We start from the raw sequence: 14939 nt of genomic DNA, 5'->3' as shown, positions 1-14939 counted from the left end.
GTCGGCGTCACGGCGGCTGTCGAGCGTCCTAACAGCACACCGGCGGCAATGTTCCAGCGTCAAGGGCTGACCGCGGTGTCTTGCTTCGCACGAAGGTCCGGAAGGGAACTTTGTTGAACCACAGGGAACAAACCTTTTGCCGAAAAGTTCGGGGCGCCGAGGTCACTCGTCTGAGGAGTCGTCGTGAAACGCATATTGGTTACAGGAGGCTGCGGCTTCATTGGTCGCCACGTCACACAAGAACTCATCGCCCAGGATTATTCGGTTCGCATTCTCGACGCCTTGCTCGAGCAGGTGCATGCGGGCGAAGCGATCGCGCTCCCTGCCGGAGCCGAACTGCTCAAGGGCGACGTCCGCGACCGCGAGGCCGTTACCGAGGCGCTGGAAGGCGTCGACGCGGTCATTCACCTGGCGTCGGAAGTCGGCGTCGGACAGTCGATGTACGAGATAGCGCGCTATGTCGGCACCAACGACCTCGGCACGGCGACGCTGCTCGAGGCGTTGATCAAACACCCGGTCGAGCGGATCGTCGTCGCCTCCTCGATGAGCGTCTATGGCGAGGGCCTTTATGCCATGCCCGACGGCCGGCGCATCGACAATGCCCGGCGCAAGCCGAGTGACATCAAAAGCGGACAGTGGAATCCGCTGTCGCCGGAAGGTGAACCCCTTTCGCCGGTGCCGACAGATGAAGAAAAGCCGGTTGATCTCGCCTCGATCTACGCGCTGACGAAATACGCCCAGGAGCGCGCCGTGCTGATCTTCGGCGACGCGTACGGCATCGATGCGGTCGCGCTGCGCCTGTTCAATGTTTTCGGTGCCGGCCAGGCACTATCAAATCCCTATACCGGCGTGCTGGCCAACTTCGCTTCACGTCTCGCCAATGGCCAACGGCCGATGATCTTCGAGGATGGCGAACAGAAGCGCGATTTCGTTCATGTGCAGGACGTCGCCCGCGCTTTTCGCCTTGCGCTGCAGCAACGTCAGGCAAAGGGCCACGTCATCAACATCGGCAGCGGCCGGGCCTATGCGATCAGCGAAGTCGCGCGATTGCTGGCAGAGGCCATGGGAACCCCGAACCGCTCGCCCGAGCTGCTCGGCAAGGCGCGCTCCGGCGATATACGCAACTGCTTCGCCGATATTTCCAAGGCACGTGAGTTGCTCGGCTTCGAACCGGGCCGCCGATTGGAGAACTCTCTCGGCGATTTCGTTTCCTGGGTGCGCAACACGGCGGCCATCGACCGCGGCGCCGAAATGAAGCGCGAGCTCGAAGAGCGTGGGTTGGTGTCATGAGCCCGGGCGCACGCAACCGTCGCGAAGCGCCGGTCGCCATCGTCGGCGGCAGCGGCTTCATAGGATCGAACCTGGCAGACAGCCTGTTGTCGGATGGCGAGCCGGTGCTGGTGGTCGACAATCTCAGCCGTCCAGGCGTCGAACAGAACCTTGAATGGCTGGCCCAGAAACATGGCGAAAGCCTTACCGTCGAGACCATCGATGTGCGGGACGCCAATGCCCTGGCGCCGGTTCTCATGAGGTCCAAGGCGATCTTCCATCTGGCCGCGCAAACGGCCGTCACCACGAGCCTAGTCCGGCCGGACGAGGATTTCGACATCAACCTTCGGGGAACGTTCAACGTGCTGGAAGCGGCGCGACTGAGCGGTGAGCCCATCCCGGTGATTTTCGCCAGCACCAACAAGGTCTATGGCAGCCTCCCCGACGTCGCGGTTCGCGAGGACGGCGACCGCTACATACCTTGCGACAGCGCCATCCAGGCCGACGGCATCGATGAGGCCCGCGGCCTGGATTTCTGCACACCCTATGGGTGCTCCAAGGGAGGGGCGGACCAGTATGTACTCGACTATGCCAAATCCTACGGCATGCCGACGGCGGTGCTGCGGATGAGCTGCATCTACGGACCGCGCCAGTTCGGAACCGAGGACCAGGGCTGGGTGGCGCACTTCCTGCTCAGCGCCCTGACGGGACGGCAAATCACCATCTACGGCGACGGCAGGCAGGTGCGCGACATCCTGCACGTCTCCGATGCGGTCGCCGCCTACAGGGCCGTGCTGGACCGGATCGAGACCGCCAGGGGCCAGGCATTCAATCTTGGCGGCGGACCAGAAAATGCGCTCAGCCTGCGTATGCTGTTGAGCGAGATTGAGGGCCTGACCGGCCGTGAGCTTTCGATCCGCCACGATGGGGAACGGACCGGCGATCAGCCCTTCTTCGTCGCCGATACCCGCAAGATCGAGGCCGCGCTTGGCTGGAAGGCGCAGGTCACGTGGCGCGAGGGCATTCGCGATCTTGCCGACTGGCTGCAGCGCCACCGGCTCGAGCCTCGCCCCGAAGCCGTGAGGTACGTCGCATGAGAATAGCCCTGGTTAACCCCTTCTGGACGTACGACGACAGCATCTATTTCGGCTGCCGCCAACCGCATCTGCCGCTGGAACTCGGCTATTCGAAAGCCCTGCTCGAAGTCGCCGGTCACGAGGTGCTGCTGCTGGACGGGCAGTTACAGAAGCTCGACAATTCCGGGCTCTGCGAACGCGTGGCTGAGTTCGCGCCGGCGATGACGGTCGTCAGCACCGCGCCGACTTATCTGTTCTGGCGCTGCGCACCGCCGGAGTTGCGCGTGCCGGCCGATTTCCTCAATCGTCTCGCCGGGCGTGGCGGACGCACCGTCGCGGTCGGGCCGCATGGCTCGGCGACGCCGGTGCCGACGTTGCGCAAGCTTGGCGTCGATATTGTCGTGCGCGGCGAATGCGAGGAAATCGTCGCGGAACTTGCCCGGCGCGACGATTGGAGCGCGGTGCCCTCGACCGCTTATCTGCGGGACGCCAAGCTGGTTTCGAACGGCGGCGTTCATGTCAGTTCCTTTGTCGATCATCCGCCGCTTGAATGGTCATCCGACTGGATCGCCGCCCATTCGCACCACCATCACAGGTTCGATGACCAACAGCATGGGTTCGGCGCCGAGGTCGAGGCGTCACGCGGCTGTCCCTACAATTGCAGCTTCTGCGCCAAGACCGACTTCCGCGATGCCTATCGCCGCCGGAAACACGAAGCGGTGGTAACCGAAATCGATCGGCTGATTGCCCAAGGCGTCGGCTATATCTACTTCATCGACGAAATTTTCCTGCCGCAAAAAGCGTTGCTGGAGGCGTTGGTCGAGCGCGATGTGAAATTCGGCGTACAGACCCGCATCGATCTATGGAAACCCGAGCTGCTGGAATTACTGGGCGCGGCAGGCTGCGTCTCCATCGAAGCCGGGCTCGAAAGCCTGACGGTGGAAGGGCGGGCGATGCTGGCGAAGCGCTGCCGGCTGGGCACCGAGGAACTCGCCGCGCTGCTGGTCAAGGCCAGACGCCACGTTCCCTTCGTCCAGGCCAATCTGATCGGCGTTGTCGAGGACGATCCTGCCCTTGTCGATTACTGGCGAGCCCATCTGATCGACAATGGCGTGTGGGCCAATGAACCCGTACCGCTTTATCCTTATCCGAGTTCGCCCAGCTATCGCGAGCTTTGGGGCGAACCCGACGATCTCGCCTGGGAGCGCGCCCATGATCATTACCTCGCCTCCTTCCAGAAGTTCAGCGACATTCAGGAAAAGCGCCCGCGTCCGCTGGCGGAGCTGGAGGCGGCATGTTGCGGACACTAAGGCCGCGCAAGCGCCGCATCCTGATGACCGTCGACGCCATGGGCGGGGTGTGGCGCTATGCGCTTGATCTCGGCCGGGAGCTGGTCAACGGCGGCGACAGCATCGTGTTCGCCGGGCTAGGACCGCAACCATCCGGGCAACAGGCCGAAGAGGCGCGGTCCTTCGCGACGCTGATCTGGCTGAACACGCCGCTGGATTGGATAACCCACGACGCCGGCGATCTCGACGGTTTGCCGGGGGAATTGCGTGCGCTGATGCGTGACCACGCCATCGACGTCGTCCATCTCAACGCGCCGACGCAGGCGGTGGAATTGGATGCGCCCTGCCCCGTCATAGCGGTCTCGCATTCATGCGTGACGACATGGTTCCACGCCGTCAGGGGACAGGCGTTGGACGGCGCATGGACCTGGCAGAAAGAGCGCAACAGGCGCGGCTTCGACAGGGCCGATGTCGTTATCGCGCCGAGCCGCAGCCATGCCGAGTTGCTCGAGACCTGCTATGGCCCGATCGCACGCCTGCACGTCGTCGGAAATGGCGCCCGTCCGGTCCCGAAGGCCGAAAACCGCCAGCCGCTGGTCTTCGCCGCAGCCCGCTGGTGGGACGAGGGAAAGAACGTCTTGACGGTCGACGAGGCCGCCTCGTTGACGCAATGGCCCATCTTTACAGCCGGTTCGATTCACGGCCCGAACGGCGAGCGTGCCACCGTCAACCACGCCGTTTCTCTCGGGGCGCTGCCGTATGACGAGGTGCGCTCCTTGATGGCCCGCGCCGGCATTTTTGTATCGCCGTCGCTCTACGAACCGTTCGGTCTGGCGGCGCTGGAAGCGGCTATGTCGGCAACGCCCCTGGTGCTCTCGGACATCTCGACCTATCGCGAGATTTGGGACGGGGCCGCGATGTTCTTCAACGCGCGCGACCCGCACGATCTCGCTGCCTGCATCAATCGTCTTTCCAGCGATGCCGGGCATAGGCGAGAGCTCGGCCAGGCTGCCCTTCGCCGAAGCCGCAGGTACACGCTGGCGAGGCAGGCCGCGGCCATGCGCGATGTCTACGAAAAGGCGGCGCTAGCCGTGGCGGAGCGCTGATCATGCGCTTCTTGTTCTACACCCACTCGCTCGTCTCCGACTGGAACCACGGCAATGCCCATTTCCTTCGCGGCGTCATGCGCGAACTGGTGGCGCGCCGGCATCAGGCCATCGCTCTGGAGCCCGCGGACGGCTGGAGCCGGTCAAACCTGCTGGCCGAGAAGGGATCCTTCGCGATCGAACGCTTCCGCAAGGATTTCCCCGAATTGATGCCCGTGACCTATGATGCCGGGTTCGACCACGAAGCCTGGATCGCCGAGGCCGACGTGGTGATCGTCCACGAATGGACCGACCCGGACCTTGTCGCCCGCATCGGCCGTGCGCGGGCCGATGGCGGCAACTTCATCCTTCTGTTTCACGATACCCATCACCGGGCCGTGTCGGCCACCGAGGCAATCTCGGCGCTCCATCTGGAGCATTATGACGGCGTTCTCGCCTTTGGCGAAGCGTTGCGCGAGAGCTATCTGCGCGCCGGCTGGGGCAAGCGTGTCTTCACCTGGCATGAAGCGGCGGACGATCGCCTGTTCAAGCCGCACCCGGAAATCCACGCTACGTCCAATCTGGTCTGGATCGGCAACTGGGGCGACGACGAGCGGACCGCCGAACTCAGGGAGTTCCTGATCGAACCGGTGCGCGATCTCGGCCTTGAGCCCACTGTTCACGGTGTCCGCTATCCCAAGCCGGCACTTGCCGATCTGGCCGCTGCCGGTCTGCGCTACGAAGGATGGATCGCCAATGCCGACGTGCCGAAGGCCTTTGCCACGCATCGTGTCACGGTGCACATCCCGCGGCGCCCCTATCGTGAAAGATTGCCTGGAATTCCGACGATCCGCATGTTCGAGGCGCTCGCCTGCGGCATCCCGCTGATTTCAGCACCGTGGTCCGATGTCGAGCGGCTTTTCAGGCCCGGCGTCGACTTCCTGTTTGCCGAGAATGGCTCGCAAATGCGGCAACACCTACAGGCGGTGCTGGCCGATGCCGATTTCGCGGCCTCCCTGGTGGCCTCGGGTCTTGAGACCATCCGCTCGCGGCACACCTGTCGTCACCGCGTCGACGAATTGTTCGACGTGCTCTGGCAATGCACGAACCTGCACACCGTCGACCCGACCGCCGCAAAGGAAGCCGCCGAATGAAGATCGCATTCTATGGATCGAGCCTTTTGTCGTCCTACTGGAACGGTGCCGCGACCTATTACCGTGGATTGCTGAAGGCGCTTTCGCAACTGGGCTATGAAATCACCTTCTATGAGCCTGACGTCTATGACCGGCAGAAAAACCGCGACATCGAGGCGCCGGACTGGTGCTCCGTCGTTGTCTATGAGGCGACCCGGCACGCGCTGATGCAGGTGGCGGAGCGGGCCGCCGAGGCCGATATCGTCGTCAAGGCGAGTGGTGTCGGCTTCGAGGATGAGGCGCTGCTGCGCGCCGTGCTCGATCACGCCCGCAGCGACGCGCTCACCGTATTCTGGGACGTCGACGCGCCGGCCACGCTCGCCCGGTTGCGCGACGAGCCGGACCACCCGCTCCATCGTGCGCTGCTGGAAATAGACCTTGTGTTGACCTATGGCGGCGGCGATCCCGTCGTCTGGGCCTATCGTGCCATGGGCGCGAACGAGTGCGTGCCCATCTACAATGCGCTCGATCCCGAAACGCACCACCCGGTCGCCGGCAATGCGCGTTTTGCCTGCGATCTGGCGTTCCTCGGAAACAGGCTGCCGGATCGTGAAGCCCGTGTCGGATCGTTCTTCCTCGATCCTGCGAGCCAACTGCCGGAACAACGTTTTCTGCTCGGCGGATCGGGCTGGGGCGACAAGCCGCTCCCCGCCAATGTCGGCTGGCTCGGCCATGTCGGCACCCGCGATCACAACGCCTTCAATGTCACGCCAAAGGCCGTCTTGAACATCAGCCGCGACAGCATGGCCGCGAACGGTTTTTCACCGGCCACGCGTGTCTTCGAGGCGGCCGGCGCCGGCGCCTGCCTGATCACCGATGCCTGGTTGGGCGTCGAGCTGTTCCTGAAACCCGGCGAGGAGATCCTTGTGGCGCGCGACGGCGACGATGTCGCCGAAATCATGCAGGCGCTTACCCCCCGTCGGGCAAAGGCAATCGGCCAAGCCGCGCTTCGCCGTGTTCTCGCCGACCATACCTACGCACTGCGCGCGGCCGTGACCGATGCAGTCTTCAAACGCCATTTGACGCAGGGGACCGTGGAGGCGGCCGAATGACCAAGCAGTTGAACATCGTCTTTCTCGGCCTGTCGCTGTCCTCGTCCTGGGGAAACGGCCACGCCACCACTTTTCGAGGTCTGCTGAAAGGTCTTCACGAACTCGGCCATCGCGTGACTTTTCTGGAGCGCGATGTGCCGTGGTACGCCAATCACCGCGATTTGCGCGATCCGGACTTCTGCGCCTTGCGCTACTACGAAACCGTACCGGAACTTCAGCGCGACCATGCACGGTGCCTGGAACAGGCCGATATCGTGGTCATCGGCTCCTTCGTGCCGGAAGGGCGGGCGGTTATCGACATCGTCGCTTCACTTTGCAAAGGACAACTCTGCTTCTACGACATCGACACGCCGGTGACCCTGGCAAAGCTGTCGGCGGACGATTGCGACTATCTGAGCTGGCGCCAGATCCCCTACTTCGACATCTATTTCTCTTTCGCCGGCGGCCCGGTGCTTAACGATCTGGCGCAGACCTTCGGCGCACGCCGCGCCGAGCCGCTCTACTGTTCGGTCGATCCGGAACGGCATCACCGCACGGCCGACCCGGTCCGCTGGGATCTCGGTTATCTCGGCACCTATAGCGGGGACCGGCAAGCCACGCTCAACGCGCTCCTGCTCGAGCCTGCACGGCGCATGCCGGACCGCCGTTTCGTCGTCGCCGGCTCGCAATATCCCACCGACATCGACTGGCCCGACAATGTCGAGCGCATCGAACATCTGCCGCCGGCCGGGCACGCCGCGTTCTACAGCCGCCAACGCTACACGCTGAACGTCACCCGCCGTTCAATGATTGCAGCGGGATGGTCGCCCAGCGTTCGCCTTTTCGAAGCAGCGGCTTGCGGCACGCCGATCATCAGCGACCGCTGGCCAGGCCTCGACAGTTTCTTTCCCGCATCGACGATCCACACGGCCAAGAAGCCGGACGATGTCGTCGTCATTCTTTCCCGGGAATCGGCTCGCACACGTCTCGCCATGGCCGACCGGGCACGCGAACTCGTCCTTGCGTCCCACACCGGCGTGGCCAGGGCTCGCGAATTCATCACGGCGCTTACGCAAAAGGAGGCGGAGGTCCTCGACCTCGACATCGGAAGTGCAGCATGACTGGCAGACAGGAGAAAATCGCGATGCGACGAACAAAAAAGGCGCAAAGGGCAAAGACGGTGCTTGTCGCCGGTGGCGCGGGCTTCCTCGGTTCGCATCTTTGCGAAGCATTGTTACGCGATGGCTGGCGCGTGATCTGCGCCGACAACTTTCTCACCGGTCGCATGGAGAACATCAGCGCGATCATGGACAAGCCGGGGTTCCGGTTGATCGAGCAGGATATCTGCCGTCCATTGGAGCTTGGTGAGCCGGTGGATCGCATCTTCAACCTGGCATGCGCCGCCTCGCCGCCGCGTTACCAGGCCGATCCGATCCACACCACGCGAACCTGCGTCATCGGAACATTGAATCTGCTCGAACTCGCCGCCCGTAACGATGCCCGATTGCTGCAGGCCTCCACGAGCGAAGTGTATGGCGATCCGGAGCAACATCCGCAGAGGGAAGATTACGTCGGCCATGTGAACTGCACCGGCCCGCGCGCCTGCTACGACGAGGGCAAGCGCACCGCCGAAACACTTTGCTTCGACTATCTGAGAGCCGCCAAGGCCGATGTTCGTGTCGCACGTATCTTCAACACCTACGGTCCGAGGATGGATCCGGCGGACGGCCGCATCGTCTCGAACCTGATCATGCAGGCGCTCGAGAAGCGCCCGCTGACGATCTTCGGCGACGGCTTGCAGACGCGGTCTTTCTGCTACGTCTCCGATCTGATCGACGGGTTGATGCGTCTGATGGACTTCGATCCCAATCCGGGCAAACCGATCAATCTTGGCAATCCCGGAGAATTCACCATTATGCGGCTGGCGGCATTGGTGAAGGCAATGACCGGCACCAAATCGGAGATGACGTTTCTGCCGCTGCCGCAGGACGATCCTCGACGCAGGCAGCCCGATATCTCGCGCGCGAAAGCGCTGCTCGGCTGGATGCCAAGAGTGCCTCTCAACGAGGGGCTCGCCCGGACGATCGGCTATTTCGCGAGCCTCGAAGGCGTTCCGATCGGCGATCAAATAGCAGGTCGCGCCACGAGGGCGAGGTCCACATCAGGCGGGCTGCAGAACCTCCCTGTCTGATGCCGGACCGCAGCCATCCCTTCGCGATCGATTCGGGCGGAACATCCGCTCAAGCTTGTGGTTTGGCGAGAGGACCAGATATGGAGGACATCCTCATGCGACCCAAGCGATCCGCACCGGATATCGACAAGATGGCGGAACAGGAGACGGCCGCCTATCTGCGGCGAGCCTCGATCACCTATCTGGAGTGCTGCGTCAGCCTGATGATGACCCACCTGCAGCGGGAAGAAGTGGCCAGTATTCTCGAGCAGGAAGCCGACATGCTGCGAAGCCTGGATTGATGGCGACTGTCACGCCCTGGCCTTGTCCAGGAACCGTGTCAGTCCTGCCTCATATCGGTTGGCTGTCCCCGCCAGCCTTGCTCGTTCCCGTCCGTCCTCGGATTGAGCGGCCATGCTCCACAGCCCCAGCTGAAACGCCAGGTAGCAAGGTTGGAAATACTCGATGAGCCCGACGTCGATGCGGTCACCCATGCCGCCGATCAACGACGCCGCCTCGCCTTCGGACAAACCATGTTCGACGCAAGCGCCGGCAATGTCCCATTCTATCGGCTGGCAGCCGATCAGATCGTGTCCCCGGCAATGGTCTACGGCATCCGTCTTGACCAGCGTGCCGTCTGCACCGATCAGAAACTCCCAGGGGTGAAGCCTGCCGTCGATTTCGACGCGTTCCAATACCTGCGGGACAGCCTGTTTCGAAAACCAGTTCCACAGTTTCGCCGCCTGGTTTTCGCCCAAAGCCTCGGAAGCGTTGTGAACGGCCATCTCCGCGAGGGCGGGCAATGAAGCACCCGGTTCGCGGGTTCGCAGATTGGTCGCTCGCCAGGCCAGATAGCGCGTGAACTCCGCGACAAGTCTTTGTCTGGGCAGCGGCAGTTGATCCATCGTGGTGCCGTCGGCCCACCGTTCAACCAGGAAACCGTGGCAGAGTCCGGCGACTTGCGACCCGAATCCGGCCTGATGCAACATCGTCGCGGCCCGCATCTTGCGCTGCCCAGTTTCGCCGAGGCCAACAAACTTGACGAGCCAGCAATCTGGACCCGCGGACGCCAGGAACTTTCGCCGTTCGGTGCCGCGAGTGCTCGGTGGCCAGCGCTTTTCGTCGGCATAGTGAAGGGTTCGCCACGCGCCGCCCGATATTTCGGTCAAACGCAATTCCGGACTGCCGACCGCCTCGGCTACCCAATCGCGCAGCGTTGGAATTTGCGAGCTTTCGGGAAAGGTGCGTTCAAACGTCATCGCCACATGTTTGCGGCAGCGCATCCATGTCTCCCGGACGTCCTGCGACGCTTCGGCGCCCGGATCGCCCGAATGGCTGGGGAACAGGTGAATGCGGCTCCTATCGACACCCAGGTCCCGCAGCCACGCGACGACGGCGTGGATCGAACTTCCCGACAGGCCGGGACCTTCGTCGACGACAGCGAACCGAGCCGACGGCTCGTTCCTCCAGGCAGCGACCAACCGCGGATCGGCATTGACCCGCCGATCGAAAGGATGGCCGATCGGACGCAGACTGATCGGCGGCGGCGCACCGATGGCGGCGGCCACCATGGCCGCAAGCCCCAAGCCGATACTGCGGATGCCGATCACACATGTGTTCGCGTCGAGACCTGATTCCTGCGCCGCGCCCAGATAGCTCTCGGGATAAAGCGCATAATGCGCGTAACCCTCGCCCGATCCGGTCAAAACCTCTGCCTTGCACTCGAGCGCCGCCAGCAATTGGAGCAGTCGCGGATCGATGCCACCGCCCACGGCGAAACCGCTTCGCCACGACTTCGCCACCTCTGCCGCAAGCCCGACCAGCAACTCGGCGCCTTGCCGTTGCGAAGGCGAATTGGTGTCGACGCCCAGGACCTTGAAGTCCACATCGGCGAGCCCCTGAACCAATTCCGACACGCTGATGAATAGCCCGACCAATGCAGCATGGCGCCGGATGCCGCGAGACATCCGATCGAGGCTTTGGGCCAAGTCGATCGCTGCCTCTTGAAGTTGTCGTGCGTTCTCGGTCCGCTTGTGGTCGCCGTAGACGATCATCGATCGATTTCCAATGCTTGCCGTGCGGGCAACGCGGCGGGTGCAGCTTCGATCCATGCCGTCTCGCGCAATTTTTCGAGCGACCAAGGAACATTCCGGCACGGTGGTGGTTCGGCGCAAGGAACTTACCTTTGAACAGCATAGGGCGGCAGTTTCGTGGGATCGAAAAAGGTTCGTGTTGGCATCGTTGGAGTCGGCAATTGCGCATCCTCCCTGGTGCAGGGCCTCTCCTATTATCGTCATGCAAAAAGCAACGAACCGATCCCGGGGCTGATGCATGCCGATCTCGGTGGCTATCACGTCGACGACATCGAAATTGTCTGCGCATTCGATGTCGCCAAAAGCAAGGTTGGCCGCGACGTCGCGGATGCGATCTACGCCGCCCCGAACAACACGTTCCGCTTTGCCGACGCGCCGACGACCGGTGTTCGCGTCGAACGCGGACCGACGCTCGACGGCATCGGCAAATATCTGCGCGACGAGATCGAAGAGGCGCCCGAACCGGTTGCCAATGTCAGCGATACCCTACGCGACAGCGGAGCCGACGTGCTGGTCTCCTACCTGCCGGTGGGTTCGGAAGAGGCGACACGCTTCTATGCTGAATGCGCGCTCGAGGCCGGCTGCGCCTTCGTCAATTGCATTCCGGTTTTCATCGCGTCGCGTCCGGAATGGCGCCGGCGCTTCCAGCAACGCGGGCTGCCGCTGGTCGGCGACGACATCAAGAGCCAGGTCGGCGCGACCATCGTGCACCGGCTGCTGGCCAACCTCTTTCGCGAGCGCGGCGTGCGCATCGATCGCACCTATCAGCTGAATTTCGGCGGCAACACCGATTTTCTCAACATGCTGGAACGTGAGCGGCTGGAATCGAAGAAGATCTCCAAGACACAATCGGTGACCAGCCAGCTCGATGTTCCGCTGGAGCCGGGCAACATCCATGTCGGACCGAGCGACCATGTGCCTTGGCTCACCGATCGCAAATGGGCCTACATTCGTGTCGAAGGCACCACCTTCGGCGGCGTGCCGCTGAATGCCGAGCTCAAGCTGGAGGTGTGGGATTCGCCCAATTCAGCCGGCGTGGTGATCGATGCGGTGCGCTGCGCCAAGCTGGCGCTCGACCGCGGCATCGCCGGGGCGCTGACCGGTCCTTGCAGCTATTTCATGAAGTCGCCTCCCGAACAGTTCACCGACGCCGAAGCCCGGCAGCGCACGCTCGCTTTCATCGCCGGCAAGGATGAGCCTTTGCTGGATGCCGCGGAATGACCACCACGTTCTTCCTGATCCGCCACGCGGCGCACGACAATGTCGGCTCCTATCTTGCCGGGCGCATGGCCGGCGTTTGCCTCGGCGAGGCCGGTAAGGCTCAGGCCGAGCAGCTTGGCCGCCGCATGGCCCAAGAGACGATTGCAGCCATCCTGTGCAGCCCGCGCGAGCGCACGCAGGAGACGGCGCTGCCAATCGCTTTCGCCTGCGGCGTCGGCGAAATCGCGATCTGCGCCGAACTCGACGAGATCGACTTCGGCGACTGGTCGGGAAAGACTTTCGATGAATTGAACGGCGACGCCGGTTGGCGCGCCTGGAACGACCAGCGCCAGGAGGCCAGGACCCCGAGCGGCGAGACCATGCTGGATGTCCAGCAGCGCATGGTCTCGCTGATGAACGGCGTCCGCGAACTGCATCAGAACCAGTGCGTCGCCCTGGTCAGCCACGCCGACGTGATCAAGGCCGCCGTCTGCAATGTGCTTGGCTTGCCGGTCGGCGACTGCTTCCGCTTCGACATCGATCCCGCCTCGATCACGACCATCGTGTCGGGCGATTGGGGCTCCAAGCTCCTGCGAATGAATGAAGCGGCCTGACGAGGAAATTCCGGATGCGGATGGTCATTTTCGGTCTCACCGTCACGTCTTCATGGGGGAACGGCCACGCCACGCTGTGGCGTGGGCTGATCCGCGCTCTCGCCCGGCTGGGCTGGTCCATCACCTTTTTCGAGCGCGACACTCCCTATTATGCCGGGGCCCGCGATCTGGATCAGCTCGACGGCGGCAATGTCGTGATCTATCCGGACTGGGAGGACATCCGCCGCGTTGCGGAGCGGGCGATGAAGCAAGCGGATGTCGTCCTCGTCACCTCCTACTGCCCCGACGCCGTTGAGGCTTCGCGCCTGGCCCAGCAGGCAAGTCGCGGGCTGCGTGTCTTCTACGATCTCGATACTCCAGTCACGCTTGCCCGCGTCGAGCACGGTGAGCGTCCGCCCTATTTCGGACCAGAGGGCCTTGCCGATTACCACCTCGTCCTGAGCTACACCGGCGGCTCGGCGCTCGAGGCGCTCAAGACCGTTCTGGGTGCGCGCCAGGTGATGCCCCTCTACGGGCATGTCGATCCCGACCGGCATCGGCCGGCCGAGAAGCGGGCCGAATTCGCCGGCGATCTGTCCTATCTCGGGACCTACGCGGCGGATCGCCAGGCCGGCGTCGAAGAGCTGCTGGTCCGCCCGGCCATGCGCCTGCCCGATCAACGCTTCATCATTGGCGGCGCACAGTATCCGCAGGAATTCCCGTGGAGCGACAACATCTTCTTCGTCAGGCATCTGCCGCCCGCCGACCATCCGGCGTTCTTCTCATCGTCGCGGCTGACGCTGAACGTCACCCGGGAAGCCATGGCACAAAAGGGCTGGTGCCCGTCGGGACGGCTCTTCGAAGCGGCCGCGTGTGGGGCTGCCATCATCACCGACGCATGGCCAGGCCTCGCGGACTTCTTCGAACCCGGCCGCGAAGTCCTGTTGGCGCATGACACGGATGACGTGGTCGCCGCGCTGCAATTGCCCGAGCACGAACTCGACGGCATCCGAAGGCGTGCCCGCGAGCGGGTCTTGAGCGAGCACACGTCCGCCAGGCGTGCAGCGGAACTGGATAGAATGCTGGCCGACGCCTTGCAAAATCCGGTCGGCGAACCGATCGAGGAAGCAGTCTGATGTTGGGCATTGTGCCCGCTGCCGGACGCGGCAGCCGCATTCAACCGCTCGGTTTCTCGAAGGAGCTGCTGCCGGTTGGCAGCCGGATCGACGGCCAGACCGAACGTCCCTGCGCTGTAAGCGAGTATCTGGTGCGGCGCATGGTCCAGGCCGGCGTCGACAAGATCTGCTTCATCATCGGATCGGGCAAATCCGACATTCTCGAATACTACGCAGCCGGCTACGGCGACGCGGCGGCGCTCTTTGTGGTGCAGCCCAACCCCATCGGTCTCTGCGATGCGATTTTCCGGGCAGCGCCCCTCGTGGCGCCCGACGAGGTCGTCCTGGTCGGCCTTCCAGATACGATCTGGTTTCCCGAGGACGGATTCTGTCATTTGCCCGACGATCAGCTTTCATTTCTGCTCTTCCCGGTGGACAGCCCGGAATTCTTCGACGCCGTCTGTACCGAGGACGACGAGCGCGTGATCGAAATCCAGGTCAAGCGACAGGATGCCTCCACGAACTGGGTTTGGGGCGCGTTCAAGATGCCCGGCCAGATCCTGCATCGGCTTGCGGCACTCTGGCGCGAGCGGGATGGTCGTGACGAATATATCGGTACATTGATCAACGCCTACCTTGCGGCCGGGGGTGTAGCCTACGGGATCAAAGCCGGCTCCGCTTATGTCGATGTCGGCACTTTCAACGGCTATCGCACAGCCCTGCGGTTGCTTGAAAACGGCGTCCCGTCAGCTCATCAACAGTCCGCAACGATCATGCCCGGCACGCATTCGCATGTACCCGTCGTTCCGGGCGAAGGAGCCTGAA

Annotated in this window: 14 protein-coding genes; 13 read left to right on the top strand and 1 reads right to left on the bottom strand. The window is 63.3% G+C overall.

What is annotated here, in order from left to right; genetic code table 11:
* Positions 1–183 precede the first annotated feature (183 nt).
* The 9 genes from M653_RS0116475 to M653_RS01000000132740 all read left to right on the top strand — a co-directional run bounded on the left by M653_RS0116475 (position 184) and on the right by M653_RS01000000132740 (position 9415).
* Positions 184–1290 carry an NAD-dependent epimerase/dehydratase family protein gene (locus M653_RS0116475; RefSeq protein WP_027144342.1) on the top strand — a complete coding sequence of 369 codons (1107 nt, stop codon included), beginning with the start codon at positions 184–186 and terminating at the stop codon, positions 1288–1290.
* On the top strand, positions 1287–2366 hold the full coding sequence (locus M653_RS0116470) for a GDP-mannose 4,6-dehydratase (protein WP_027144341.1): 1080 nt from the start codon (positions 1287–1289) through the stop codon (positions 2364–2366). The genes M653_RS0116475 and M653_RS0116470 overlap by 4 nt, the downstream gene beginning before the upstream one ends.
* Positions 2363–3655, top strand: coding sequence for a TIGR04295 family B12-binding domain-containing radical SAM protein (locus M653_RS0116465; protein ID WP_027144340.1), 1293 nt, complete (start codon positions 2363–2365; stop codon positions 3653–3655). The genes M653_RS0116470 and M653_RS0116465 overlap by 4 nt, the downstream gene beginning before the upstream one ends.
* On the top strand, positions 3640–4740 hold the full coding sequence (locus M653_RS0116460; protein WP_027144339.1) for a glycosyltransferase family 4 protein: 1101 nt from the start codon (positions 3640–3642) through the stop codon (positions 4738–4740). The genes M653_RS0116465 and M653_RS0116460 overlap by 16 nt, the downstream gene beginning before the upstream one ends.
* Positions 4741–4742: 2 nt before the next feature.
* Entirely contained in the window at positions 4743–5873 is a 1131-nt protein-coding gene (locus tag M653_RS0116455) for a glycosyltransferase (RefSeq protein WP_027144338.1), read from the top strand.
* The gene (locus tag M653_RS0116450; RefSeq protein WP_027144337.1) at positions 5870–6964 is read left to right on the top strand and encodes a glycosyltransferase; all 1095 of its coding nucleotides are present in this window, start codon (positions 5870–5872) and stop codon (positions 6962–6964) included. The genes M653_RS0116455 and M653_RS0116450 overlap by 4 nt, the downstream gene beginning before the upstream one ends.
* Entirely contained in the window at positions 6961–8064 is a 1104-nt protein-coding gene (locus M653_RS0116445; RefSeq protein WP_027144336.1) for a glycosyltransferase, read from the top strand. The genes M653_RS0116450 and M653_RS0116445 overlap by 4 nt, the downstream gene beginning before the upstream one ends.
* Before the next feature lie 23 nt (positions 8065–8087).
* The gene (locus M653_RS0116440; protein ID WP_027144335.1) at positions 8088–9134 is read left to right on the top strand and encodes a UDP-glucuronic acid decarboxylase family protein; all 1047 of its coding nucleotides are present in this window, start codon (positions 8088–8090) and stop codon (positions 9132–9134) included.
* 95 nt (positions 9135–9229) lie between these two features.
* Complete coding sequence (locus M653_RS01000000132740; RefSeq protein WP_084636728.1) at positions 9230–9415, top strand: hypothetical protein; 186 nt, start codon at positions 9230–9232, stop codon at positions 9413–9415.
* Between the two features lie 9 nt (positions 9416–9424).
* Here the strand turns inward: M653_RS01000000132740 and M653_RS01000000132735 are convergent, their stop codons facing one another.
* Positions 9425–11167, bottom strand: coding sequence for a hypothetical protein (locus M653_RS01000000132735; protein WP_032935363.1), 1743 nt, complete (start codon positions 11165–11167; stop codon positions 9425–9427).
* A gap of 156 nt (positions 11168–11323) precedes the next feature.
* Between M653_RS01000000132735 and M653_RS0116425 the strand changes: the two genes are divergently transcribed.
* Genes M653_RS0116425 through M653_RS0116410 form a run of 4 tightly spaced genes read left to right on the top strand, consistent with a single transcriptional unit; the run spans position 11324 to position 14938 of the window.
* Positions 11324–12427 carry an inositol-3-phosphate synthase gene (locus tag M653_RS0116425; RefSeq protein WP_027144334.1) on the top strand — a complete coding sequence of 368 codons (1104 nt, stop codon included), beginning with the start codon at positions 11324–11326 and terminating at the stop codon, positions 12425–12427.
* Positions 12424–13020, top strand: coding sequence for a histidine phosphatase family protein (locus M653_RS0116420; protein WP_027144333.1), 597 nt, complete (start codon positions 12424–12426; stop codon positions 13018–13020). The genes M653_RS0116425 and M653_RS0116420 overlap by 4 nt, the downstream gene beginning before the upstream one ends.
* A 14-nt stretch (positions 13021–13034) precedes the next feature.
* On the top strand, positions 13035–14135 hold the full coding sequence (locus M653_RS0116415; RefSeq protein WP_027144332.1) for a glycosyltransferase: 1101 nt from the start codon (positions 13035–13037) through the stop codon (positions 14133–14135).
* Positions 14135–14938, top strand: coding sequence for a sugar phosphate nucleotidyltransferase (locus M653_RS0116410; protein ID WP_027144331.1), 804 nt, complete (start codon positions 14135–14137; stop codon positions 14936–14938). Before M653_RS0116415 ends, M653_RS0116410 begins: the two co-directional genes overlap by 1 nt.
* Position 14939 lies beyond the last annotated feature (1 nt).

The sequence above is a fragment of the Mesorhizobium sp. WSM3626 genome (assembly GCF_000513935.1).
Lineage (GTDB): Bacteria > Pseudomonadota > Alphaproteobacteria > Rhizobiales > Rhizobiaceae > Mesorhizobium > Mesorhizobium salmacidum.
Note: the sequence above shows the minus strand (reverse complement) of the source record. Positions and strands in the feature narration are given on the sequence as shown.

Bases quoted from the DNA above. Each gene is read 5' to 3' on its own strand.
- M653_RS01000000132740 (WP_084636728.1), top strand. From the start codon at position 9,230: ATGCGACCCAAGCGATCCGCACCGGATATCGACAAGATGGCGGAACAG.
- M653_RS0116460 (WP_027144339.1), top strand. From the start codon at position 3,640: ATGTTGCGGACACTAAGGCCGCGCAAGCGCCGCATCCTGATGACCGTC.
- M653_RS0116450 (WP_027144337.1), top strand. From the start codon at position 5,870: ATGAAGATCGCATTCTATGGATCGAGCCTTTTGTCGTCCTACTGGAAC.
- M653_RS0116470 (WP_027144341.1), top strand. From the start codon at position 1,287: ATGAGCCCGGGCGCACGCAACCGTCGCGAAGCGCCGGTCGCCATCGTC.
- M653_RS0116440 (WP_027144335.1), top strand. From the start codon at position 8,088: ATGCGACGAACAAAAAAGGCGCAAAGGGCAAAGACGGTGCTTGTCGCC.
- M653_RS0116445 (WP_027144336.1), top strand. From the start codon at position 6,961: ATGACCAAGCAGTTGAACATCGTCTTTCTCGGCCTGTCGCTGTCCTCG.
- M653_RS0116420 (WP_027144333.1), top strand. From the start codon at position 12,424: ATGACCACCACGTTCTTCCTGATCCGCCACGCGGCGCACGACAATGTC.
- M653_RS0116455 (WP_027144338.1), top strand. From the start codon at position 4,743: ATGCGCTTCTTGTTCTACACCCACTCGCTCGTCTCCGACTGGAACCAC.
- M653_RS0116410 (WP_027144331.1), top strand. From the start codon at position 14,135: ATGTTGGGCATTGTGCCCGCTGCCGGACGCGGCAGCCGCATTCAACCG.
- M653_RS01000000132735 (WP_032935363.1), bottom strand. From the start codon at position 11,167: ATGATCGTCTACGGCGACCACAAGCGGACCGAGAACGCACGACAACTT.
- M653_RS0116415 (WP_027144332.1), top strand. From the start codon at position 13,035: ATGCGGATGGTCATTTTCGGTCTCACCGTCACGTCTTCATGGGGGAAC.
- M653_RS0116465 (WP_027144340.1), top strand. From the start codon at position 2,363: ATGAGAATAGCCCTGGTTAACCCCTTCTGGACGTACGACGACAGCATC.